Genomic DNA, 22,845 nt, shown 5'->3' with positions numbered 1-22,845 from the left:
CGGTCCCGCCGGTAGCGTCGCCCGGATGTACCGAGAGCGACTCACGGCGTACTCCGCCGTCTCCGCCCGCCTGTCCCTGCTGAGCGACCACCGGCTGCGGGCGCTGGCGGCCGCCGCCGCTCCCCTGGGATCCGGTATCGGCGGCCGGACAGCCGAGTTGGACGTCGACGGGACGCGGGTCTTCGTCAAGAGGGTCCCGCTGACGGACATCGAGCTGCTGCCGGGCAACGTGCGGTCCACCGCGAACCTGTTCGGGCTGCCGCTTCACTACCAGTACGGGGTCGGCTCGGCCGGGTTCGGGGCGTGGCGGGAGCTGGCCGTGCACACGATGACCACCGGGTGGGTGATCGAGGGCGCGTACGAGGGGTTTCCGCTGATGTACCACTGGCGGGTGCTGCCCGACTCCCCTCCCGGGGACGAGGGCGTCGAGGCGGCCGTCGCCCGGTGGGAGGGTTCGCAGGCCGTGCGCCGCCGGCTGGAGGCCATCGGGCGGGCCTCGTACAGCCTGGTGCTCTTCCTGGAGCACGTGCCGCACCGGCTCGGCACCTGGCTGGCCGGGCACCCCGCGTACGGCTGGGCGGACGAGGCCCTGCGGCGCGGGGCGGAGTTCATGGCCTCCCGCGGGCTGGTCCACTTCGACGCCCACTTCCACAACGTTCTGACGGACGGCGAGCTGGTCCACTTCGCGGACTTCGGGCTCGCGCTCAGCACCCGCTTCGAGCTGGAGCCCGACGAGGCCCGGTTCCTGTCGGAGCACCTGGGCTACGACCGGGCGTACACGGCGAGCCATCTCCTGCGGTACCACCTGCCCGGCGCCGACGAGCGGGACGACCTGGAGCACGAGGCGTTCCTACGGGGGTGGATCGCCGGGCGCGGGCGCGGCGGGGTGCCGGCGGAGGCGGCCGCGCTGCTCGACCGGCACGCGGCGACGGGGCTCGTGATGGCGGGTTTCCACCGGCGGCTGGTGGGCGAGAGCAAGCGGACGCCGTTCCCGGCCGGGGAGGTCGCGCAGGTCTCGAAGTAACTCTTCCCAGAAAGCTTGAACCTGTTCAAAAAGAGGTCTACAGTCAGTCCTGCCAACAAGTTGAACACGTTCAAGGGGGGCGAGGGCATGGACCTCACCGTCGTCGCATACGTCATCTACCTGCTCATCAGCATCGCGCTGACCGTCTGGGTGGCCCGCACGCTCAGCCGCAACGGGCGCATCTTCATCGCCGACGTCCTGCACGGGAACGAGAAGCTCGCGGACGCCGTGAACCACCTCCTGGTGGTCGGCTTCTACCTCGTGAACATCGGCTTCGTGACGCTCTACCTGCGCTCGGACGTCGGCATCGACACGGCCCGCCAGCTCTTCGAGGCCCTGTCGGTCAAGATCGGTGTCGTCCTGCTCGTCCTCGGCGTCATGCACCTCGGCAACGTCTGGGTGCTGAACAAGATGCGCCGCCGCGGGATCATGGAGCGTCAGCAGACCCCGCCGGTCGCCCCGCAGGGGTGGACCGCTCCGGCCGGGGCCTGACCGATGGCCACGGCAACGACGGCCACGCAGCACCTGACCGTGCTGTACGACGCCGACTGCCCGCTCTGCGTCCACATCCGGCACTGGCTCCTCGGGCAGCGCTGGCTGGTACCGCTCCGGCTGATCCCGGCCGGGTCCTACGAGGCGCAGCGGCGCTACCCGCAGCTCGACCATGCGGCGACGCTCCGCGAGATCACCGTCATCGGGGACTCGGGGCAGGTGTGGACCGGGACCGACGCGTTCATCGTGTGCCTGTGGGCGCTGGTGGAGCACCGGCCGAAGGCGAACTGGCTCGCCACCCCGGCGGGCCGGCCCTTCGCCCGGGCGGCCATGTACACGGCCTCGGCATGGCGGCAGGCCGTACGCACCGGGCCCGGGCCGGAGGGTGAAGTGGAGCCGGAGGCACCGGCCTGTGACGACCACTGCGCCGTACCCGGATAGGCTCGTACACCGTGACTGATCAGAAGGCTCCCAAGAGCGAGCAGACCCGCACGCTCATCCTCGAAACCGCGCTCCGTCTCTTCCAGGAGCGCGGCTTCGACAAGACGACCATGCGGGCCATCGCCAAGGAGGCAGGGGTCTCGGTCGGCAACGCCTACTACTACTTCGCGTCGAAGGAACACCTCGTCCAGGGGTTCTACGACCGGATCGGCGCCGCGCACCAGGCGGCGGTCCGGCCCATCCTGGACAGCGAGACCGATCTGCAGAAGCGGCTCGCGGGCGTGCTGACGAGCTGGCTGGACATCGCGGCGCCGTACCACGAGTTCGCCTCGCAGTTCTTCAAGAACGCGGCGGACCCGGAGAGCCCGCTCAGCCCCTTCTCCCCCGAATCGGAACCTGCGCGCAAGGCGGCGATCGACATGCACCGCGAGGTGCTGGCGGGCGCGAAGACGAAGGTCCCGGACGAGCTGGCCGACGTACTGCCGGAGCTGATGTGGCTCTCGCAGATGGGGCTCGTCCTGTACTGGGTCTTCGACCGGTCCCCGAACAGCGAGAAGACGCGGCGGCTCGCGGAGCGCGGCGCGCAGCTGACGACGCGGGGCATCGTCCTGGCCCGGTTCCGGGTGCTGCGGCCACTGGTTCGCGAGGTCCACGAGCTGTTCGCGGACTTCCTGCCGGGCATGGCGCAGACGGTGGTGTCGAAGAAGAAGCGGGCCTCCGACCCGGACCCCGGGCCGGCGTAGGCGTCGAACGCACCGGTCGCGTAGGCCTTCTGGAAGCCGGCCCATGGAAATCGGGCCCCGGGAAGGCCGGTTCGCGGCGGATCGTTACCGGTTGCGGCCGGTCAGGCCTGGTACGAGGCGAGTTCGACGACCGTGATGTCGGACGGTGCGCCGACCCGGACCGGGGGTCCCCAGGCGCCGGCGCCACGGGAGACGTAGAGCTGCGTGTCGCCGTAGCGCTCGAGGCCGGCGACGGTGGGGTTGGCGAGCTCGGCGAGGTAGTTGCCCGGCCAGAGCTGGCCGCCGTGGGTGTGCCCGGAGAGCTGGAGGTCGACGCCGTGACGGACGGCGTCGTGGATGACCACGGGCTGGTGGGCCATGAGCACGGCGGCGCGGGCCCGGTCGCGGTCGCCGAGGGCGGCGACGAAGTCCGGGCCGTGCCCCTCGGTCTCCCCCTGCACGTCGTTGACCCCCGCGAGGTCGAAGTGCGGCAGCGCCCGGCGGGCGTTCTCCAGGGGCGTGAGGCCGAGCTCGCGGACGTGGTCGATCCACTGCTGGGCGCCCGAGAAGTACTCGTGGTTGCCGGTGACGAAGTACGAGCCGTACCGCGCGCGGAGCAGGCGCAGCGGCTCGGCGGCGCTGCCGAGGTCGTGGACGTTGCCGTCCACGAGGTCGCCGACGACGGCGATGAGGTCGGGCTGCGTGCGGTTGACCGTCTCGACGATGCGGGTGGTGTGGGCCCGGCCGAGGACCGGGCCGAGGTGGATGTCGCTGACGACGGCGATCCGGAAGCCGTGCGCGGCGCGGGGGAGTTTGGCGAGGGGGACCTGGACGCGCTTGACGCGCGGGCCGCGGAGGACTCCGTACGTGCCGGTGGCTACGGTCCCTGTTGCCGCGAGGGCGGCTGCGCCGCCGACCGCTCGGGCCACGAACTGGCGCCGGGTCGCCCCTGCGGGGTCCTGGGCCGCCGGGCTCTGCCTCTCCCCGGGCGGGGGCGGGTCGTCGAGGGCGGTCGCAGGGCCCTGCGGGGCTTCTCCCCCACCCGCCCTTCCGCCGTTCCTCCCCCAGCTGCCGCCGGGGGTGCCCCCAGGGGCTCCGCCCCAGGCCCCGCGCCTCAAACGCCGGCGGGGCCGGGCCGGACGGACGGGCTGGACGTCCCCGGCGGCGGGGTTCGCCCGGCGGAGGATGAGGACCCGGACGGGTTCGGCGACCAGCATCGCCAGCGTCAGGTACAGGAGGACCGCGAGCCACATGTAACCCGGCCAGGCCACGGACTGTTGGAGCCAGAAAGGTGCGCCGGCGCGGCCCGTGGTGAGGGCGGCCAGCGAGAGGAGCGGCAGGGTGAACGCGAGGGTGGTGCCGATCCGGCGGGCCGTGCCGCGCGGGCCCGTCGTATCGCGGACCAGACGGATCCACAGCCAGCGGTGGACCAGCACCAGCAGGGCCAGGACCAGCGCCGCGATCACCGCGAACAGCGCGGTCTTCACGCGTCCGGACCCGCGTCCGGACCCCGGCGTGATTCCCGCCGCAGCGCGAGGACGCCGCGCAACCCGATCACACCAACGGCCGTCCCCAGGAGAAAGGAGGCGATGGCCAGGAGAAGGTGTACCCAGAAGTAGGCCGTCGGCTCGCCCGCCGCGTCGAATGCCAGACCGCTGGCGTCCTTCCACAGGTTCCGGACGAAAGTTGCCCAGATGAACCAGCTCCACACTCCGAAGGCGAGCAGGAACCAGGAGACGGCACGGCTGAGTTTCATGCCCCCAGTATCGGTTCGGTCCCCAGGACGGACGCGCCGGGGTGGGCTGTACCGGCGGTGGTTCGGACAAGTTGGCCGGTCCCGGGCTGCAGACAGCCGATCGGGATGTACTTTCACCTGCGTGTCTGCCAAGAAGACCGCGCTGACGGTCCTTTCCGCCGGGCTGCTGGTCCCCGCGATGCTCGTGGTGCCCGCGCACGCCGCGCCCACCCCGCTGCCGGACGGGAAGGGGCAGCCGCCCAAGGCCCCGGCCGCGGCCGGGCCGCCGGCGTCGATGTCCACCGTCGGCGGAGCCCTGCTCGGCAAGCCGGGGGTCCAGGTGAATCCGCTGGCCGGCGCCCCCGCCCTGCCGACGAACCTGACGGGGCGTTCGTGGATCGTGGCCGACGCCGAGACCGGCGAGGTGCTGGCCGCCAACAACGCGCACTGGCGGCTGCCCCCGGCCTCCACCCTGAAGATGCTCTTCGCGGACACCGTGCTGCCCACCCTCCCGAAGGACCGGGTCCACAAGGTCACCGACCAGGACATGGAGGGCGTCGGCGCGGGCTCCAGCCTGGTCGGGGTCAAGGAGGACCACGAGTACTCCGTGCACGACCTGTGGCTCGGGGTGTTCCTGCGGTCCGGGAACGACGCCGTGCACGTGCTCGCCGCCATGAACGGCGGCATCGACAAGACCGTCAAGGACATGCAGGCGCACGCCGAGGAGCTGCAGGCCCTCGACACCCACGTCGTGTCCCCGGACGGGTACGACGCCCCGGAGCAGGTGTCGAGCGCGTACGACCTCACCCTCATCGCCCGCTCCGGCCTGCAGAAGCAGGACTTCCGCGAGTACTGCGGGACTGCGGAGGCGAAGTTCCCCGGCCTGCAGGGGCCCGGGAAGCCTCGTGAGTACTTCGAGATCCAGAACACCAACCGGCTGATGACGGGTGCGAGCGGCCTCTCCCCGTACAAGGGCATCGCCGGGGTGAAGAACGGCAACACGACCATGGCCGGCTCCACCTTCACCGGCGCGGCGCAGCAGGGCAACAAGAAGCTGCTGGTCACGGTGATGAACCCGAGCGCGGGCGGCCTGAACTCCGTCTACGAGGAGACCGCCGGCCTCTTCGACTGGGGCTTCGCGGCGATCGGGAAGGTCAAGCCGGTGGGCGAGCTGGTCCCGCCGAAGAGCGCGGACACCTCCTCGCTCGGCTCCCCCGCCCAGTCGCACGAGAACAGCCACTCGGCGGCCGGCGAGGGCGCGGGCGGCGGTGTCGGCACCGCGCTCGGCGTCGCGGGCGGGGCGCTGGCCGTGATCGCGGGCGGGGCGTACGCCGTCAACCGCCGCTGGCCGCGCAGCCCGCGCGGCCGCCGCAGCGGCGGCGGGGACCAGGCGTCCTAGCCTCCTGGGTCGTGGTTCGCGGGCTCCTCGGGGTCCGCCGCGCCGTCGCCGGCCGCGGCGGCCCGGGTGGCCGTCCAGGCCGAGCAGTACAGCAGCAGCTTCGCCATCAGGTTGATCCAGATCAGCAGGGCGACCGGCACGCCGAAGGCCCCGTACATGCTCTTCGCGGCGACCCCGCGCATATAGCCGCTGAGCAGCAGTTTCAGCAATTCGAAGCCGGCCGCGCCGAGGAGGGCCGCCTGGATGAGGTGGCGGCGCGGCGGTTCGACGCCCGGCAGCAGGGTGAGCACGTAGAGCAGGAGCAGGAAGGCCGCCACGACGCCGACGAGGAAGGCGCCGGCCCGCAGGAGCGCGCCGCCCGCGCCGTGCTGCGGCACGCCCAGCCAGCTGCCGAATTTGCCGACCGCGCTGGAGCCGAGGATCGAGGCCGCGGCCGAGCACAGGCCCACGGCGCCGAGGCCGACGAGCACGAGCGCGTCCTTGCCCTTGCGGACGACGGGGTTGCCCAGGTCCTCGTCGTCCTTGTCCCACACCGCGCGCAGGCAGTCCCGCATCGAGCCGACAAAGCCGACGCCGGTGACGAGCAGCAGGGCGGAGGCGACGAGCCCGACCGTGCCCGCGTTGGCGACGAGGCCGTTGATGTCGAGCTGCCCGGAGATGCCGGGGACCTGCTCGGCGAGGTTCTTCTGGAGGCGGTCCAGCTGCTCCTGGCTGAGCAGCGCCGCGCCGATGACCGCGGCCACGGTGATCAGCGGGAAGAGCGCGAGGAAGCTGATGAAGGTGATCGCGGCGGCGAGCCGACTCCAGTGGACCCGGTCGAGGCGTTCGTAGGCACACCACGCGTGCGTCCGCATCAGCCGGACCGCGAGTGGCCCGATCACCGGGAGTTTCGTGAGCCAGTCCATGAGGTCACCGTAAAGGAGCCGACGGAAATAGCCGGGATTGCCGCTTTTGGGCACTACGGTCGTCGATTGTGACTTTTCGCGAAGCGCGTCCGATGGACGACCGTCCGTTCCACACCCTGGTCCTGCGCACGCTCCGGTTCCACGCCCGCCAGACGCTCAGGCCGCGCCGTCAGGAGCGCCGTACGGCGGTCTCGGCCGCACCGGCCGCCCCCGCGGCCTCGTCGACCGGTGACCCGAGCTGCGCCGGGACGCCGGTGACCGGGCCGCTGCCGAAGGGGTACTCGCGCAGCTTGCGCCAGACCCCGTCCGAGCCCTGCTCGTAGAGCGCGAACCCCGTGCAGGTCCACTGCGCCGCGTACTCGGCGAGGGTCGTGAACGCCAGGTCCATCGCCTCCTCGGAGATCCCGTGGGCGACCGTGACGTGCGGGTGGTACGGGAACGCCAGCTCCCGGTCGAGCGGCCCGTCCGGGGCGCGGACCAGGCCCTGGAGCCGGGTGCAGCCCGTACCGCCCTCGACGACCCGGACGAAGACGACCGGCGAGAGCGGGCGGAACGTGCCGGTGCTGGCCAGCCGCATCGCGAAGGGGCCGAATGCGGCCGCGACCTCGGTCAGGTGGGCCCTGATCTCCGGCAGCCGGTCCGCCTCCACCTCGGTGGGCGGCAGGAGGGTGACATGCGTGGGGATGCCGTGCGCGGCAACGTCCCCGAAGCCGGCGCGCAGCTCCTGGAGCTGGCTGCCGTACGGCTCCGGGACCGCGATCGAAACGCCGAGCGTTACGGTCCCCACGTATGTCTCCTCCGTCGTCTGGTGCGTACAGGTTGCGTACGGGTCCTGCCGACCCAGTGTGGGGCCAGCACCCCCCGGATTGCCAGAGCCTCTTTCGCTGACCGATTTGTCAGCCCCGGGTCAGTGCTTGGCGGGGACCAGTCCGAGGCGGTCGTAGGCCTGCGCCAGGGTCTCGGCGGCGACCGCGCGGGCCTTCTCCGCGCCCTTGGCGAGGATGGAGTCCAGCGTCTCCGGGTCGTCCAGGTATTCCTGGGTGCGCTGCTTGAACGGTGTGACGAAATCGACCATCACACCGGCCAGGTCCGTCTTCAGCGCGCCGTAGCCCTTGCCCTCGTACTTGGCCTCGAGGGCGGGGACCGACTCCCCCGTGAGGGTGGAGTAGATCGTGAGCAGGTTGCTGACGCCGGGCTTGTGCTCGGCGTCGAAGCGGACCTCGGCCTCGGTGTCGGTGACCGCGCTCTTGATCTTCTTCTCGGTGACCTTGGGCTCGTCGAGGAGGTTGATCAGGCCCTTGGGGGACGACGCGGACTTCGACATCTTGATCGACGGGTCCTGGAGGTCGTAGATCTTCGCGACCTCCTTGACGATGTGCGCGGCGGGGAGGGTGAAGGTCTGGCCGTAGCGCTGGTTGAAGCGCTCGGCCAGGTCGCGGGTCAGCTCGATGTGCTGGCGCTGGTCCTCGCCGACGGGGACGGCGTTCGCCTGGTAGAGCAGGATGTCGGCGACCTGGAGGATCGGGTACGTGAACAGGCCGACGGTGGCGTTGTTGACGCCGCCCTTGGCGGACTTGTCCTTGAACTGGGTCATCCGGCTGGCCTCGCCGAAGCCGGTGATGCAGTTCATGACCCAGCCGAGCTGCGCGTGTTCCGGGACGTGGCTCTGGATGAAGAGCGTGCAGCGCTCGGGGTCGAGACCGGCGGCGAGGAGCTGCGCGGCGGAGAGCCGGGTGTTCGCGCGGAGATCCTTCGGATCCTGCGGCATGGTGATCGCGTGCAGGTCGACCACCATGTAGAAGGCGTCGTGCGTCTCCTGCAGGGCGACGTACTGGCGGATGGCTCCGAGGTAGTTCCCGAGGTGGAACGAACCGGAGGTGGGCTGGATACCGGAGAGCGCGCGAGGACGATCAGAAGCCATGGCTCCATTCTCTCAGGTGCCGGAGCCGTGACGGGCCGCGCCTGACCGATTCCCGGGCTCCGCCCCGGACCTGCCCCCGGACGGAGTCCGGGGGCAGGTCCGCGCCTCGTCCGGGGTCAGGACAGGGGGAGGCCAGGTGCCGGGTAGGCCGAGAGGAGGTCCGCCACCTCGGCGCGGATCGCGGACAGGGCCGGCTCGTCCGACTTGGACGCGGCGTCCACCGCCCGGGAGATCCAGTCCGCCACCACCGGCATGTGCTCCACAGCCAGGCCCCGCGAGGTCAGCGACGGAGTGCCGATACGGATGCCCGACGGGTCGAACGGCTTGCGCGGGTCGAACGGGACCGTGTTGTAGTTCACGACGATCCCCGCCCGGTCGAGCGCCTTGGCCGCCACCTTGCCCGGGACCCCCCGCGAGGTCAGGTCCATCAGGATCAGGTGGTTGTCCGTGCCGCCCGAGACCAGGTCGAAGCCCCGGGAGAGCAGGGCCGCCGCCAGCGCCTTCGCGTTCGCCACCACCGCATGCGCGTACGTCACGAACGACGGCTGCGCCGCCTCGTGCAGCGCCACCGCGATGCCCGCCGTCGTCTGGTTGTGCGGACCGCCCTGCAGGCCCGGGAACACCGCCTTGTCGATGGCCTTCGCGTGCTCCTCCCGGCACATCAGCATCGCGCCCCGCGGGCCGCGCAGCGTCTTGTGCGTGGTGGTGGAGACCACGTCCACGTGCCCGACGGGCGACGGGTGCGCCCCGCCCGCGATCAGGCCCGCGATGTGCGCCACGTCCGCGACCAGGATCGAGCCCGCCTCCTGCGCGATCGAGGCGAACGCCGCGAAGTCGATCGTGCGCGGGAGCGCCGTACCACCACAGAAGATGATCTTCGGGCGCTCCGTCAGGGCCAGCTCGCGCACCGCGTCGTAGTCGATCAGGCCCGTCTCGGCGGACACCCCGTACTGCACGCCCCGGAACCACGACCCCGTCGCCGAGACCCCCCAGCCGTGCGTCAGGTGCCCGCCCATCGGCAGGGCCATGCCCATCACCGTGTCGCCGGGCTTCGCGAAGGCCAGGTACACCGCGAGGTTCGCCGGCGAGCCGGAGTACGGCTGGACGTTCGCGTGGTCCACCCCGAACAGGCCCTTGGCCCGCTCGACGGCCAGCGCCTCGACGCGGTCGATGTTCTGCTGGCCCTCGTAGTAGCGGCGGCCCGGGTAGCCCTCGCTGTACTTGTTCTGCAGCACCGTGCCGGAGGCCTCGAGCACGGCGGCGGACACGTAGTTCTCACTGGGTATCAGACGCAGGGTCTGCGCCTGCAGGGATTCCTCGGCGGTGACGTAGGACGCCAGCTCGGGGTCCGTGGCGAGAAGGGCGGGGTGGCGGCTCGCGCTCATGGCGGCTCCTCCGGGGTCGATGTCAGATCTCGTCCCCGCGAGGCCCAGGCGAGCGGCCCTGAATGCGGTCGTGCGCGCACGACTCCCCCGGAGTTGGTTCTCCGTACGCCAGTCGCCGTGCGTGCCGCCCACCTTAGCGGGCGGTCCACAGGAAAGGTTTCCCCGTCCGGTATACGAGCGACGTATAGCCGTATACAAGGTGATGTGACGCCGGTGGCACCACCCTCGTCACCCCTGTCACCCGGCCCGCCTGACCGACGATCGGAGACCCCGTGTCGACAACTGCTGATGCCATGCGTTCCGCCGAGGCCCACAGTGCGCACAACTACCACCCGCTGCCCGTCGTCGTGGCGTCCGCGGAAGGCGCGTGGATGACCGACGTGGAGGGCCGCCGCTACCTGGACATGCTCGCGGGCTACTCGGCGCTCAACTTCGGCCACGGCAACCGGCGTCTGCTCGACGCCGCCAAGGCCCAGCTGGAGCGGGTCACCCTCACCTCACGGGCCTTCCACCACGACCGGTTCGCCGACTTCTGCACCGAGCTCGCCGCGCTCTGCGGCAAGGAGATGGTGCTGCCGATGAACACGGGTGCGGAGGCCGTGGAGACGGCGGTCAAGACGGCGCGCAAGTGGGGCTACGAGGTCAAGGGCGTCCCGGACGGGCAGGCCAAGATCGTGGTCGCGTCCGGCAACTTCCACGGCCGGACGACGACGATCGTGAGCTTCTCGACGGACCACGAGGCCCGCGACCACTACGGGCCCTACACGCCGGGGTTCGAGATCGTGCCGTACGGGGACCTCACCGCGCTGGCCGCGGCCGTCACGGCGAACACCGTGGCGGTGCTGCTGGAGCCGATCCAGGGCGAGGCGGGGGTGCTGGTGCCGCCCGCCGGGTACCTGCGGGGCGTACGGGAGCTCACGCGCGAGCGGAACGTGCTGTTCATGGCGGACGAGATCCAGTCGGGGCTGGGCCGGACCGGGAAGACGTTCGCGTGCGAGCACGAGGAGGTCGTGCCGGACGTGTACGTCCTCGGCAAGGCACTGGGCGGCGGCGTGGTCCCGGTCTCGGCCGTCGTCGCCGACCGGGACGTGCTCGGGGTGTTCCGGCCCGGCGAGCACGGCTCCACCTTCGGCGGCAACCCGCTGGCCTGTGCGGTCGCCCTGGAGGTGATCGCGATGCTGCGCACCGGCGAGTACCAGCAGCGTGCCACCGAGCTCGGCGACCACCTGCACCGGGAACTGAACCTGCTGGTCGGCGGGGGTGCGGTGACCGCCGTCCGCGGGCGGGGGCTGTGGGCCGGCGTCGACATCGACCCGGGGCACGGCACGGGCCGGGAGATCTCCGAGAGGCTGATGGAGCTGGGCGTGCTGGTCAAGGACACGCACGGGTCGACGATCCGGATCGCGCCGCCGCTGGTGATCAGCAAGGAGGACCTGGACTGGGGTCTGGACCAGCTGCGGTCCGTGCTCGCGGCCGGCTGACCCCGGCTCCGCCGCGGGCGCGGCCGGCGGCCGAGCGGGTCCCGGCCGCGCCCGCGGGCAGACGGGCCGGGCCGGGCCGGCGGCCACCGGACGCGGCTACAGGATGACGTGCGGCAGGAAGCGGGCGTACTCGTCGGTGACCGGGCCCGCCGACTCGCGGATGCCGAGGCCCGCCGCCTCCTCCTCGACGACCCACGCGCCGAGCACCACGCGGTTGCCGTCGAAGTCGGGCAGCGGGGCCAGGCCCTGGAAGACGTACGTCTCGTCCTCGTCCGGTACGAACGGCTCGCCGCCGGCCGGGTGCAGGGTGACACCGGCGCCCTCGCGGCCCAGCAGGGGCTTCGCCGCGTACCCGGTGGTCTGCGCGAGCTCGCGCGGGCCGTCGAGGTAGGCGGGCAGCAGGTTCGGGTGCTCCGGGAAGAGCTCCCACAGGATCGCCAGCAGCGCCTTGTTGGACAGCAGCATCTTCCACAGCGGCTCGATCCAGGTGGTGGTCCCGGAGCCGCCGCCGTGGTCGTACGTACCGAGGACCTGCGGGCCGAACGCGTCGGTGGCCAGCCATTCCCACGGGTAGAGCTTGAAGCAGCTGCGGATGAAGCCGAGCTTCTGGTCCACGAACCGGCCCGACAGGCTGTCCCAGCCGATCTGCTCGACGGACAGCGCCTCGGTCTCCAGGCCCGCCTGCTCGGCGGTCTCCTGGAGGTAGGCGACCGTCATCAGGTCCTCGCCGAGCTCGTCGGTCTCGGAGTGCGCGAAGTGCAGCGGGCCGGGCGGCAGCAGCTCCGCCTGCCGGCGCCAGGCCTCGACGAGCCGCTCGTGGAGGGAGTTCCACTGGTCGGCGCCGGGGAAGCGCTCCTCCATCCAGAACCACTGCGGACTGGCCGCCTCCACGAGGGAGGTGGGGGTGTCGGCGTTGTACTCCAGCATCTTGGCCGGGCCGCCGTCGCCCTCGTAGCGCAGGTCGAACCGGCCGTACAGGGACGGCTGTTCGGCGCGCCGGCGCCAGGACTCGGCGATGCGCTCCGCGAGGCGCGGGTCGGTGATGCCGAGGTCCGCGAAGCGGTCGTGCTCGACGATGTGCGCGGCCGCGGCCAGGCACATGGCGTGCAGCTCCTCGACGACGTTCTCCAGCGCCTCGACCTCGGGCAGCGAGAAGGAGTAGTACGCGCTCTCGTCCCAGTAGGGGCGCAGGGAGTCGTCGGGGTAGCGGGTGAGGGGGTAGACGAGCCCCTGCTCCTCGACGGTCTTCTGCCAGTCGGGGCGCGGCTCGATGGTGTGACGGCGCACTCGGGGTCAGCCGCCGCTGGAGCTGGAGTGGCCGCCGATGCCGCCGCGGGTGACGGCCGACTTGTCGAAGCTGCCTCCGCTGACCCGGTTGTTGGAGACGCTGCCGCCGTAGTAGTACGTGCCGCGGCTGCTGCTGCTTCCGCTCTTGCACTCCTTGCTGTTCAGCTTCTCCATGGTGGCGCGGTCCACGCAGCGCTTGTCGGGCTCGCTGCTGCTGCCGCAGGCCACGAGGGCGGCGGCGAGCAGGCCCATGCCGCCGAGGGCGACGCTGCCGGAGCGCATGCGGCGTCGGGTGGTGGTGCTTCTACTGCTGTCGTCCATGGCGGACAGACTAGAACGGGGCACCGAAGCGATGGAATCCGGCCGCCGAAACCCTCTCATCACCTCCATGACCTAGAGTCAATTCGTGCTTCTTGGGATGGTTTGCGCGCTCGGTGCGGCGGTCTGCTTCGGCACGGCGTCGGTCCTGCAGGCGATGGCCGCGCGGGCGGTGGAGCCGGGCACCGGGTCGGGGGTGGACACGGCGCTGCTGCTGCGGGCGGCACGGCAGTGGCGGTACGTGCTGGGCCTGGGGCTGGACGCGGCCGGGTTCGTCCTCCAGATCGTGGCGCTGAAGAACATCCCGATCTACACGGTGGGGGCGGCGCTGGCGGCGAGCCTCGCGGTGACGGCGGTGGTCTCGGCGTGGCTGCTGCACGTACGGCTGAGCGGGGCCGAGTGGGGCGCGGTGGGGGTGGTGTGCGCGGGGCTGGCGATGCTGGGGCTGGCGTCGGGCGAGGAGGGCTCGGGGACGGGTTCGTTCGCGCTGCAGCTGGGGCTGCTGGTGGTGGCCGGGCTGGTGCTGCTGGTGGGGGCCGTGGCCGGCGGGCTCCCGGACCGCTCCCGGGCGCTGGTCCTCGGCCTGGCGGCGGGGACGGGCTTCGGGGTGGTGGAGGTGGCGGTCCGCCTCATCGACGACATCTCGTTCAGGTCGCTCACGAACCCGGCGCTGTACGCACTGCTGCTGGGCGGGGGCGCGGCGTTCCTGCTGCTCACCTCGGCGCTGCAGCGGGGCTCGGTGACGACGGCAACGGCGGGCATGGTGATCGGCGAGACGATCGGCCCGGCGGTGGTCGGGGTGGTCTGGCTCGGCGACCGCACCCGTGAGGGCCTGACCTGGCTGGCGGTCCTCGGCTTCGCGGTCTCGGTCGCCGGAGCCCTCCTCCTGACCCGCTTCGGTGAACCCCCGGCAGAACCCAGCCCTGCCGGCGTTTGAGGCGCTGGGGGTCCCCCCGGCGCAGCGAGGGGGAGGGTTCGGGGGCGGAGCCCCCGACAGCGGCGGCGCGCGGACGCACCGGCGTCACGGCAGAGCGGAAAGCAGGGCCGCCAGCGTCGGGGACCATGCGCTCGTCGACGGGGTCCCGTAACCCACCACCAGCGCCTCGCGGGGCGGAAGCCCTGCCTCCGGGTGGGTGTAGCGGGACAGGGTCTCCAGGGCCAGGTCCTGCCAGGCCGCCGCCCGCAGCACCGAGGCCTGCGTCCCCGCCGGGAGGTCCAGCACCGCGTGCAGGCCCGCAGCGATGCCCGACACCGCCACCCGGCCGGAAACGGCCGCGACCAGCTCGTCCCGGCGCCTGCGGTACCGCAGCCGCATGCCGCGCACATGCCGGTCGTACGCCCCGGACCGGATGAACTCCGCGAGCGTCAGCTGGTCCAGCGCACTCGACGTCCAGTCGATCGGCCCCTTCGCCGCGACGACCTCGTCCAGCAGCCCCGGCGGCACCACCATCCACCCCATCCGCAGCCCCGGCGCGAGCGACTTGCTCGCCGTGCCGAGGTACACCACCCGGTCCGGGTCCAGTCCCTGCAACGCCCCCACCGACTGGCGGTCGTAGCGGAACTCCCCGTCGTAGTCGTCCTCCAGGATCAGCCCGCCCGTGGTCCGGGCCCAGTCGACCGCGGCCGCCCGCCGGGCCGGGGTCAGCGCCGCCCCGGTGGGGAACTGGTGGGCGGGGGTCAGCAGCACCGCCCCCGCCTCCGCGGACAGGTCCGGCGTCCGCGCCCCCGAGGCGTCCACCGGCAGCGGCCCGGTCCGCAGCCCCGCCCCCGTCAGCAGGTCCCGGTGCAGGTCGAGGCTGTACCCCTCGACCGCCACCTCCCGTACCCGCCGCGCCCGCAGCACCCCCGCCAGCAGCGTCAGCGCATGCACGAACCCCGCGCACAGCACGATCCGCTCCGGGTCCGCGTACACCCCGCGCGCCCTGGCCAGGTACCCCGCGAGCGCCTCCCGCAGCTCCACCCGGCCGCGCGCGTCCGCCGCGTACCCGAAGGCATCGTTCGGCGCGTCCGTCAGGGCACGCCGGGCCGCCGTCAGCCAGGCGGCGCGCGGGAAGCCGCCCGGGTCCGGGGTGCCGGGCAGCAGGCTGTACGAGGGCCGCCGCCGCTCGGGACGCCGGACCCGGGCGGCGCCCGCGGGCCGCCGCGGGCGGGCCCGTTCCGCGACCCGCGTGCCCGAGCCCTGCCGGGCCGTCAGCCAGCCCTCGGCGACGAGCTCGGCGTACGCCTCCGCGACCGTGTTCCGCGCGATCCCGAGGTCGGCGGCGAACGACCGCGACGACGGCAGCCGGGTCCCGGGCGCCAGCCGCCCGCTGCGCGCGGCCTCGCGCAGCGCGTCGACGAGACCGGCCCGCAGACCTCGCCCGGCGGAGAGGTCCAGATGCAGGTCGGCACCGAAAGTGGCCCATGATTCCGTCATGGATATGGACCATATCGGCGGGCCGCCTGCTGCCTACGGTGGGGACATGACCACCACGCACGAACACACCGCCGCACACGCGCCCGAGCACACCCCGCGCATGGGCTGGGCCCAGCACGTGCCCGACGTCTACAAGGCCATCGTGGGCCTGGAGACCGCCTCGAAGAAGGGCCTGGACCCGGTCCTGGTCGAGCTCGTCAAGATCCGCGCCTCGCAGATCAACCACTGCGCCTTCTGCCTGGACATGCACGCGAAGGACGCGCTCGCCGCGGGCGAGAGCGTCGAGCGGATCGTCCAGCTCGCCGCCTGGGAGGAGTCGCGCCACTTCTACACCGAGAAGGAGGCCGCGGCGCTCGAGCTGACCGAGGCCGTGACCGTCCTGACCGACGGTTTCGTTCCCGACGAGGTGTACGAGAAGGCCGCGAAGCACTTCGAGGAGAAGGAGCTCGCCCAGCTGATCGCCGTGATCGCGACGATCAACGTCTGGAACCGCTTCGCGGTGACCACCCGCATGGTCCCGGGCCACTACACGCCGGGCATGTTCAAGTAGGAACCGGCCGGGCGGGACCGGCCGTCAGTCCGGCCGGAACGAGCCCAGGGCCGCCGCCATGCGGGTGCGGACGGCCTTGGCCTCGGCGGCCGGGCCGAAGGCCATGAGCACCCACCGGCTGCCGTCGGAGGCGACGGTGAGCCGCCCGATGCCGTGTCCGGTCCCGTTCGCGTCCGTGTCGGGGAGCTCGTAGACGAGCTCGCAGCCGGTGCTCTCCACCGATTCGAGCGAGAGCCGCCGGTAGCCGTCCCGGGCACTCAGCCCGCTGGTGCCCTCGTGCAGGACCTCGCACGGATCGCCGGGGCCGCCGGTGACCTTGAGGACCTGGAGCAGGCTGCCCCGGCCCTGTCCGGGGCGGAACACCGTGCCCGCCTCGGTCCCGGACTCGGACGTGCTGAGCTGCCAGTCGTCGGGGACCGCGACCTGGAAGCCCGATCCGGCACTGCGCAGCACCTTGTAGCCGGCCGGCAGCCCCGCCGGTTCCCCCGGTACGAGCACGACCGCCAGCGCGGCCCCGCCGAGGACCACCGCCAGGCCGCCGGCGACGGCCACCCGCGGCCACAGGCTGCGCGCCGTGCGCTGCACGGCCGGTACGCCGTCCGGAGCCTCCCGGCCGGCCGGGGTGTCCGGATCCCCCGGCTCCCCCGGCCGGACTGCGCCCGGCGGGTAGGCGGGCTTCGGCGGCGGCTGCGGGCCCGACGGGTGCGGCGGCCCCTCGGACCCCGGCGCCGCCTCTTCCCACTCCTCCCACTGCTCCCACTGCTGCGCCTGCGGGTTCCAGCGGACGGGGCCGCTCTCCGGGGCCACGGATCACCCCCCGAACGACGTCAGCAGGGCGGCCAGCGCCGTGGCCGCGCTCACCGAGTCCACCAGCGGGGCCCACCGCTCCAGCACCCCGCGCAGCCGGGCGGCCAGGCCCGGCCGGACCTCCTCACCGGGTCCCGCCAACTCCTCGGCCGCCGCGTCCAGTTCGGCGTCGAGTGCAGCCCGCCCGTCACTGCGGGGCAGCCGCACGAGGGCGGCGCGGAGGTCGCGTACGGCCTCCAGCAGCTCCTGCGCGGCCGGGCCGTCCGCACCCGTGCCCGGGCCCGTACCGGCGTGGTTGACCGTGCTGTTGCTGACGTCCGCGCCGCCGATGCTGAAGGCGCTGCCCTGCACGTCGCCGATCCGCACCGAGGGCAGCGGCTGCCCGGCGTCTGCGCTACTTGCCACTTCTGCTCTCCTTGCCCGCGCCCACGCGCCCGTCCTTGCGTTCCGCCTTGTCCGTCGTCCCGTTGTTCACCGTGCTGTTGTGGCTCACGCCGTGGATCCCGAAGGCGCTGTTGCTCACCGACTGGATGAACACCCCGCCCTCCGCGACGTTGACGGCACGCTCCGCGAACTCCTCGGTGTGCCAGCCCGCGTCGTGCAGCGCCAGCGTCACGCCGCCGACGATCCGCTCCTGGATCGTCTTCAGGTACCGGTCCAGGTCCATCAGCTGGAACAGCGATCCGTCCTCCTGCGAGGCCAGTTCGCGTACGGAGGCGGCCGGTCCCGCCGCGTACGCGACACCGTGCCCGGCGGTCGCCAGCCGCCACGGGACCCGGCAGGCCCCGCCCAGCGTCGCGAGGGCCACGCCGAGGGAGCCGGGCGCATGGGTGAGGGCCAGGAGCACCTTGGCCACGGGGGTGTTGCGGTGGTACCGACGGGCGATGTCGTCGGCTCCCTGGAAATCGGGCCGCACCGGCAGCAGCACGTGCGGCGCGACCTCCAGCATCAGCATGCCGCCCTGCGTGTGGACCCGGATGAAGACGGTGATGACGAGGTTCTCGTCCCAGCCGCCGATCCGGACGCGCAGGAAGTGCCGGCGCCGCTCGCCACCCTCCTCGACCGCGGCGGCGCGGTGCTCGGCGAAGGCCTCCGCGGACAGGTCCACCGCGTCCACGTCGGGCACTCCGGCGGCCGGCAGGAACACGCACTCGTCGACGACCAGCTCGCGCAGCCGGTCCAGTACGGCGTCTTCCGCCGCCTCGGAACCGCGCGGCGAGGGGGTCCGCAGGGCCTCCAGCCTGGGCCGGATCTGTTCGATGATCCGCTCGTTGTCGAGGCGCCGGGCTCCCGCCGCGGTGCGCGGGCGCAGCTCCACGGTGAGCTGCCACGGCAGATGGGCCTTGCCGGCGCCGCAGAACGGGTTGCCGACGTCGTACAGGACCAGCGGCGCGTGCTGGGCGCGCTCGATGTCCTCCCGGGCCCGCTGGTAGCGCCGGCCCGCCGCGGGGTCGCCGGACCGGTCCTCGTACTGCGCCCGGCTGAGTGAGGAGCGGATGATCTGCGCGAAGTGGCCGCGCTGCAGGCCGACGAGCACCGTGACCAGCACGGCGATCAGGACGACCGTCCACGAGTAGGCCTCCCCGTAGACCTGGCCGATCCTCGGGATCTCCAGGAAGAGGCCCAGCGGGTCGGTCTGCAGGACGTGGGCCAGGTACGCGCCGAGCTCCCTCAGGTCCAGGCCTTCCCCGTTGCCCGCGTCGTCCGCGAAGAACCCCCGGAGCACCCCCCACAGGATGCGGCCGAGGAGGAAGCAGGCGCAGCCGCGCAGGATCCACTCGAAGACCCGGCCGCCGCCACGGCCGGTCCGCTCGCGGCGCTTCTTGATCCGCCCGGCCCCGCTCAGGAGCAGCGCCGGGACGAGCAGGAAAACGAAGAACGCGCGAGTGAGGAACAGGCCGAGGCCCCACGCCGCGACGATCGCCGCCGACCAGGCCACTTCGGTGCGCAGGGCACGCAGGGCGTGGGCGAGGACGCGGGCCGCGTCGAACCCGTACGAGGGGGCGGGGAACCGTTCCTCGTGGACGTACAGCTCCTCGATCACCCGGTCGCGGTAGACGGCGTCGAGGTAGGTGCCGGCGCACAGGAGACGTCCCGCCTCCGATACCGCCGGGTCCACGGGGGTCCTGCCGTCCGGTGTGCCGCTCACGAGTTCCCCTCGGTCAGGAGGAGGGAAACCGTACGGGGCGGGTGCGGTGAGGGACAGGGCGGTTCACGCCAAAAGGCCCCGGCGCGCAGTGCGCCGGGGCCTTTCAGGCGTTTCGGACCGGACCGGCCGGATGATCGGCCGGATCGGATCAGATCAGGCCGAGCTCGCGGACCGCGTCGCGCTCCTCGACGAGCTCGGCGACCGAGGCGTCGATGCGGGTGCGGGAGAACTCGTTGATGTCCAGGCCCTGGACGATCTCGTACTTGCCGTCCTTGCAGGTGACCGGGAAGGAGGAGATCAGGCCCTCCGGGACGCCGTAGGAGCCGTCCGACGGGATGCCCATGGAGGTCCAGTCGCCCGCGGCGGTGCCGTTGACCCACGTGTGGACGTGGTCGATGGCGGCGTTGGCGGCCGAGGCGGCCGAGGACGCGCCACGGGCCTCGATGATCGCGGCGCCGCGCTTGGCGACGGTCGGGATGAAGGTGTCGGCGAGCCACTGCTCGTCGCTGACGACCTCGGCGGCGTTCTTGCCGGCGATGTCCGCGTGGAAGATGTCCGGGTACTGGGTCGCCGAGTGGTTGCCCCAGATGGTGAGGCGCTTGATGTCGGAGACGGCGGCGCCGGTCTTCTGCGCGAGCTGCGAGATCGCGCGGTTGTGGTCCAGGCGGGTCATCGCGGTGAAGCGCTCGGCCGGTACGTCCGGGGCGGCGGCCTGCGCGATGAGCGCGTTGGTGTTGGCCGGGTTGCCCACGACCAGGACCTTGATGTCGTCCGCGGCGTGCGCGTTGATCGCGGCGCCCTGCGGCTTGAAGATGCCGCCGTTGGCGGAGAGCAGGTCACCGCGCTCCATGCCCTTGGTGCGCGGGCGGGCGCCCACGAGCAGGGCGACGTTCGCACCCTCGAAGCCCGCGTTCGGGTCGTCGAAGATGTCGATGCCCTTGAGCAGCGGGAAGGCGCAGTCGTCGAGCTCCATGGCAGTGCCCTCGGCGGCCTTCATGCCCTGGGGGATCTCCAGAAGACGGAGCTTGACCGGCACGTCCGCGCCGAGCAGGTGACCGGAAGCGATGCGGAAGAGCAGCGCGTAGCCGATCTGGCCGGCGGCGCCGGTGACGGTGACATTCACGGGAGTGCGGGTCATGGCCTTCTCCGTTAGACAGCTGGCGGTGGGGCGTCCCCGCCCCATGTGCTGGCGGACGCCGCTTCCCTGCGAATCTTGACGTGAAGAGACATCCGGCGTCAGGCTATCCGACCTTCGAGCGGCCCAACCCCCCGGTCCGTGTGGTGCACGGCACACGGACCGGGAGTTCGAAGGTGCGGAGGGGGATTTCCCCCCGTTTTTCAGCCGTCCGGTACCGCCGGACGGGTGTCGCGCAGGCGAACGAAAGGCTCGGCGGGCCTCCGTGGCCGCCTCAGCGGACCGTGAAGCGGACCGCGCTCTCCAAGAACGGGATCTCCAGCCACGGCTTGGGCTCCATCACCAGCGTGAGCAGCGTGATCGCCACCCCCAGCAGCCCGTACGTGACCATGTCCGTGAAGCGGGAGCGCACCGCGAGCATCCCCACCGACGGCAGCACGCGCCGCAGTACGGAAGCCGTGATCAGGGCCACGCCTATCACCAGGCAGCCGAGCTTGGGGTGTCCCAGCGCGGTCAGGAGCAGTCCGACCGCGGTGGCGGCGAGCACGCTGAGCATCGGCCACTGGCGGGCCGCGAGGGCGTCGCCGGGCGCGGCCCGGCCGTGACCCTCGGGGCGGGCGGTGTCCTTGGTGATGGAGGGGAAGCGGCGCGACTTGGCGGCGTCGGGGGCGGCGGCTTCGCCGCCGACCTCGGCTCCGGCCCCGGCCCCGGCTCCGGCTCCGCCGGTGCCGGCCGCGGTCCCGGCGCCGGGCTCCGCGCCGGTCCCCGCTTCCGCTTCGTGCTCAGCCTGCACTGGTCGACGTCCGTTCCGCCGCCTCGACGACGTTCACGAGCAGCTGCGCGCGGGTCATCGGGCCGACTCCGCCCGGGTTCGGGGAGATCCAGCCGGCCACCTCGGCGACGCCGGGGTGCACATCGCCGACGATCTTGCCGTGCTCGTCGCGGCTGACGCCCACGTCCAGGACGGCCGCGCCGGGCTTCACGTCCTGCGGCTTGACCAGGTGCGGGACGCCGGCCGCCGCGACGATGATGTCCGCCTGGCGCAGCTGGGCGGGCAGGTCGCGGGTGCCGGTGTGGCACAGGGTCACGGTGGCGTTCTCCGACTTGCGGGTCAGCAGCAGGCCCATGGAGCGCCCGACGGTGATGCCGCGGCCCAGGAGCACGACGTGCGCGCCGTTGATCTCGACGCCGTGGTGGCGCAGCAGCTGGACGATTCCGTACGGGGTGCAGGGCAGCGGGCCCGGCTCGTTCAGCACCAGCCGGCCGAGCGACATCGGGTGCAGGCCGTCGGCGTCCTTGGCCGGGTCCATCAGCTCCAGGACCCGGTTGGTGTCGATGCCCTTGGGGAGCGGGAGTTGGACGATGTAGCCGGTGCACTCCGGGTTCGCGTTCAGTTCCCGTACGACGGCCTCGATGTCCTCCTGGGAGGCCGTCGCGGGCAGTTCGCGCTGGATGGACGCGATGCCGACCTCGGCGCAGTCCTTGTGCTTGCCGTTGACGTACCAGCGGCTGCCCGGGTCGTCACCGACCAGCAGGGTGCCGAGGCCGGGGGTGATGCCCCGGGCCTTGAGCTCCGCCACGCGGGCGGTCAGTTCGGACTTGATCGCGGCGGCGGTGGCCTTGCCATCGAGAATCTGGGCGGTCATGGACCCATCCTCCCGGATGGGACGGTCCCGGTTCCAGTCGTGGGGGGGGTCGCCGCGGGTTCGTCACAGCCTTGAACCATTCATTGCACTTGCACAACAAGTGACGGTCCGGTCGCGCCGCGGCTGGACAACTCCGGCCCGATCGGACCACGATGACCGAAAGAGTGCCGCGGGCAGTGCCGGGGGGCGGACCGCAGATCGCAGTATTTTCCTCCGTGCGTGCCGTGCGTCCCCGCACTTCCACGGAGGAACACCCCAAGATGAGCTTCGGCGACCCGAACAACCCGTACGGGCAGCAGCAGCCGGCCCCGCAGGGGCAGCCCGGCTACGGCTACCCGCAGCAGGCACCGCAGAGCGTCCCGCCGCAGGGCGGCTACGCCTACCCGCAGCAGGCACCGATGGGCTACCCGAACCAGGCTTACCCGGCGGGTCCCGGCGGATACCCGGGTGCCCAGATGCCCATGCCCGGCGGGGTGAAGGCCGCCCGCGTCATCCTGTTCATCGTCGGTGGTCTCCAGGTCCTGGGCGGGATCGTCGTCCTCATCGGCGGGGCGCTGTTCGCCTCGCTGTTCGCGGACTCCTCCAGCTCCTCGGACTACGGCTCCTCGGCGAGCGACGCGGGCGCGCTCGCCGGCGGCGTGATCGTCGTCGCCGGCATCTTCGCCCTGGCCCTGTCGCTGTGGCCGATCCTGACCGCCGCCAAGCTGGGCAAGGGCCGCGGCGGTGTCCGGGTCTCCGGCATCATCTACGGCTCGCTGATGACCCTCTTCTCCGGGATCGGCGTGCTGGCCAACTTCGTGGCGCTCAGCAGCGACACGGCCGCGGGCGCCGTCGTGTTCTCGCTGATCCTGGGCCTGGTCGAGTTCGGGCTGGCCCTCTGGGTCCTCGTCGGCCTGGCCAACTCGGCCGCCGGCGCGTACTTCCGGCGCCCGCAGTACTAGGGAGTGTCGTCAAAGTAGCGTCGGCCGCCCGGAAGGGCGGGGCTGGCGGGGTCTGGTGCGTGCGATCGCAAGGCGGAGGAGGGAAGCGACG

At 72.3% G+C, this 22,845-nt stretch carries 24 protein-coding genes and 1 riboswitch; of the genes, 9 read left to right on the top strand and 15 right to left on the bottom strand.

Annotation, left to right across the window (positions count from 1 at the left end):
- The first annotated feature begins 25 nt into the window (after positions 1-25).
- From ACZ5WG_RS00120 to ACZ5WG_RS00105, 4 genes are all read left to right on the top strand, one after another.
- Positions 26-1,024, top strand: coding sequence for a protein kinase family protein (locus ACZ5WG_RS00120; RefSeq protein ID WP_468719509.1), 999 nt, complete (start codon positions 26-28; stop codon positions 1,022-1,024).
- A gap of 87 nt (positions 1,025-1,111) precedes the next feature.
- The gene (locus ACZ5WG_RS00115; protein ID WP_468719507.1) at positions 1,112-1,516 is read left to right on the top strand and encodes a hypothetical protein; all 405 of its coding nucleotides are present in this window, start codon (positions 1,112-1,114) and stop codon (positions 1,514-1,516) included.
- Positions 1,517-1,519: 3 nt separating this feature from the next.
- On the top strand, positions 1,520-1,957 hold the full coding sequence (locus tag ACZ5WG_RS00110) for a thiol-disulfide oxidoreductase DCC family protein (protein ID WP_468719505.1): 438 nt from the start codon (positions 1,520-1,522) through the stop codon (positions 1,955-1,957).
- An 11-nt stretch (positions 1,958-1,968) separates the two neighbouring features.
- Complete coding sequence (locus ACZ5WG_RS00105) at positions 1,969-2,700, top strand: TetR family transcriptional regulator (RefSeq protein WP_266664557.1); 732 nt, start codon at positions 1,969-1,971, stop codon at positions 2,698-2,700.
- Between the two features lie 101 nt (positions 2,701-2,801).
- Here the strand turns inward: ACZ5WG_RS00105 and ACZ5WG_RS00100 are convergent, their stop codons facing one another.
- Both ACZ5WG_RS00100 and ACZ5WG_RS00095 read right to left on the bottom strand, forming a co-directional pair.
- Positions 2,802-4,166 carry a metallophosphoesterase gene (locus tag ACZ5WG_RS00100; protein ID WP_468719504.1) on the bottom strand — a complete coding sequence of 455 codons (1,365 nt, stop codon included), beginning with the start codon at positions 4,164-4,166 and terminating at the stop codon, positions 2,802-2,804.
- The gene (locus ACZ5WG_RS00095) at positions 4,163-4,435 is read right to left on the bottom strand and encodes an SCO4848 family membrane protein (protein WP_383505529.1); all 273 of its coding nucleotides are present in this window, start codon (positions 4,433-4,435) and stop codon (positions 4,163-4,165) included. Before ACZ5WG_RS00095 ends, ACZ5WG_RS00100 begins: the two co-directional genes overlap by 4 nt.
- Positions 4,436-4,556: 121 nt before the next feature.
- Between ACZ5WG_RS00095 and ACZ5WG_RS00090 the strand changes: the two genes are divergently transcribed.
- A complete protein-coding gene (locus tag ACZ5WG_RS00090; protein ID WP_468719503.1) occupies positions 4,557-5,813 on the top strand; it encodes a D-alanyl-D-alanine carboxypeptidase family protein in 1,257 nt (418 codons plus the stop codon).
- On the opposite strand, the gene ACZ5WG_RS00085 is transcribed toward ACZ5WG_RS00090, so the two are convergent.
- From ACZ5WG_RS00085 to ACZ5WG_RS00070, 4 genes are all read right to left on the bottom strand, one after another.
- The gene (locus ACZ5WG_RS00085; RefSeq protein ID WP_468719501.1) at positions 5,810-6,718 is read right to left on the bottom strand and encodes a YihY/virulence factor BrkB family protein; all 909 of its coding nucleotides are present in this window, start codon (positions 6,716-6,718) and stop codon (positions 5,810-5,812) included. The genes ACZ5WG_RS00090 and ACZ5WG_RS00085 overlap by 4 nt on opposite strands.
- Before the next feature lie 169 nt (positions 6,719-6,887).
- A complete protein-coding gene (locus tag ACZ5WG_RS00080; RefSeq protein WP_468719500.1) occupies positions 6,888-7,505 on the bottom strand; it encodes a 2'-5' RNA ligase family protein in 618 nt (205 codons plus the stop codon).
- Between the two features lie 120 nt (positions 7,506-7,625).
- Positions 7,626-8,639: a tryptophan--tRNA ligase gene (gene trpS / locus ACZ5WG_RS00075; RefSeq protein ID WP_468719499.1), complete on the bottom strand. Its 1,014-nt coding sequence runs from the start codon at positions 8,637-8,639 to the stop codon at positions 7,626-7,628.
- A gap of 116 nt (positions 8,640-8,755) precedes the next feature.
- Positions 8,756-10,024: a serine hydroxymethyltransferase gene (locus ACZ5WG_RS00070; protein WP_468719497.1), complete on the bottom strand. Its 1,269-nt coding sequence runs from the start codon at positions 10,022-10,024 to the stop codon at positions 8,756-8,758.
- 35 nt (positions 10,025-10,059) lie between these two features.
- Positions 10,060-10,150, bottom strand: a riboswitch (ZMP/ZTP riboswitch).
- 146 nt (positions 10,151-10,296) lie between these two features.
- On the opposite strand from ACZ5WG_RS00070, the gene rocD reads away from it, so the two are divergent.
- Positions 10,297-11,505: an ornithine--oxo-acid transaminase gene (gene rocD, locus ACZ5WG_RS00065; protein ID WP_468719496.1), complete on the top strand. Its 1,209-nt coding sequence runs from the start codon at positions 10,297-10,299 to the stop codon at positions 11,503-11,505.
- A gap of 96 nt (positions 11,506-11,601) precedes the next feature.
- Here rocD and ACZ5WG_RS00060 read toward each other — a convergent pair whose 3' ends face one another.
- Both ACZ5WG_RS00060 and ACZ5WG_RS00055 read right to left on the bottom strand, forming a co-directional pair.
- Positions 11,602-12,792 (bottom strand): glutathionylspermidine synthase family protein, encoded by a 1,191-nt coding sequence (locus ACZ5WG_RS00060; protein ID WP_468719495.1) that lies wholly within the window; start codon positions 12,790-12,792, stop codon positions 11,602-11,604.
- Positions 12,793-12,798: 6 nt separating this feature from the next.
- A complete protein-coding gene (locus tag ACZ5WG_RS00055) occupies positions 12,799-13,113 on the bottom strand; it encodes a hypothetical protein (RefSeq protein WP_468719494.1) in 315 nt (104 codons plus the stop codon).
- Positions 13,114-13,210: 97 nt separating this feature from the next.
- On the opposite strand from ACZ5WG_RS00055, the gene ACZ5WG_RS00050 reads away from it, so the two are divergent.
- On the top strand, positions 13,211-14,047 hold the full coding sequence (locus ACZ5WG_RS00050; RefSeq protein WP_468720452.1) for a DMT family protein: 837 nt from the start codon (positions 13,211-13,213) through the stop codon (positions 14,045-14,047).
- An 84-nt stretch (positions 14,048-14,131) separates the two neighbouring features.
- On the opposite strand, the gene pdxR is transcribed toward ACZ5WG_RS00050, so the two are convergent.
- Positions 14,132-15,526 carry a MocR-like pyridoxine biosynthesis transcription factor PdxR gene (gene pdxR, locus ACZ5WG_RS00045; RefSeq protein WP_468719493.1) on the bottom strand — a complete coding sequence of 465 codons (1,395 nt, stop codon included), beginning with the start codon at positions 15,524-15,526 and terminating at the stop codon, positions 14,132-14,134.
- A 46-nt stretch (positions 15,527-15,572) separates the two neighbouring features.
- On the opposite strand from pdxR, the gene ACZ5WG_RS00040 reads away from it, so the two are divergent.
- Complete coding sequence (locus tag ACZ5WG_RS00040) at positions 15,573-16,076, top strand: carboxymuconolactone decarboxylase family protein (RefSeq protein WP_468719491.1); 504 nt, start codon at positions 15,573-15,575, stop codon at positions 16,074-16,076.
- A 24-nt stretch (positions 16,077-16,100) separates the two neighbouring features.
- Here the strand turns inward: ACZ5WG_RS00040 and ACZ5WG_RS00035 are convergent, their stop codons facing one another.
- The 6 genes from ACZ5WG_RS00035 to ACZ5WG_RS00010 form a co-directional block, all read right to left on the bottom strand.
- Positions 16,101-16,883: a hypothetical protein gene (locus ACZ5WG_RS00035; RefSeq protein ID WP_468719489.1), complete on the bottom strand. Its 783-nt coding sequence runs from the start codon at positions 16,881-16,883 to the stop codon at positions 16,101-16,103.
- Between the two features lie 3 nt (positions 16,884-16,886).
- Positions 16,887-17,288, bottom strand: a complete 402-nt coding sequence (locus tag ACZ5WG_RS00030) for a hypothetical protein (RefSeq protein WP_468719487.1) — start codon at positions 17,286-17,288, stop codon at positions 16,887-16,889.
- A complete protein-coding gene (locus ACZ5WG_RS00025; protein ID WP_468719485.1) occupies positions 17,278-19,032 on the bottom strand; it encodes a hypothetical protein in 1,755 nt (584 codons plus the stop codon). The genes ACZ5WG_RS00030 and ACZ5WG_RS00025 overlap by 11 nt, the downstream gene beginning before the upstream one ends.
- Before the next feature lie 148 nt (positions 19,033-19,180).
- Positions 19,181-20,170, bottom strand: a complete 990-nt coding sequence (locus ACZ5WG_RS00020; RefSeq protein WP_468719484.1) for a malate dehydrogenase — start codon at positions 20,168-20,170, stop codon at positions 19,181-19,183.
- 271 nt (positions 20,171-20,441) lie between these two features.
- Positions 20,442-20,960: a DUF3017 domain-containing protein gene (locus ACZ5WG_RS00015; RefSeq protein ID WP_468719482.1), complete on the bottom strand. Its 519-nt coding sequence runs from the start codon at positions 20,958-20,960 to the stop codon at positions 20,442-20,444.
- The gene (locus tag ACZ5WG_RS00010) at positions 20,950-21,813 is read right to left on the bottom strand and encodes a bifunctional methylenetetrahydrofolate dehydrogenase/methenyltetrahydrofolate cyclohydrolase (protein ID WP_468719480.1); all 864 of its coding nucleotides are present in this window, start codon (positions 21,811-21,813) and stop codon (positions 20,950-20,952) included. Before ACZ5WG_RS00010 ends, ACZ5WG_RS00015 begins: the two co-directional genes overlap by 11 nt.
- Positions 21,814-22,073: 260 nt before the next feature.
- On the opposite strand from ACZ5WG_RS00010, the gene ACZ5WG_RS00005 reads away from it, so the two are divergent.
- Entirely contained in the window at positions 22,074-22,754 is a 681-nt protein-coding gene (locus ACZ5WG_RS00005) for a hypothetical protein (protein WP_468719478.1), read from the top strand.
- Positions 22,755-22,845 lie beyond the last annotated feature (91 nt).

This window comes from Streptomyces sp. NPDC032745 (assembly GCF_055579465.1).
This window is presented reverse-complemented; position numbering and strand designations above follow the sequence as displayed.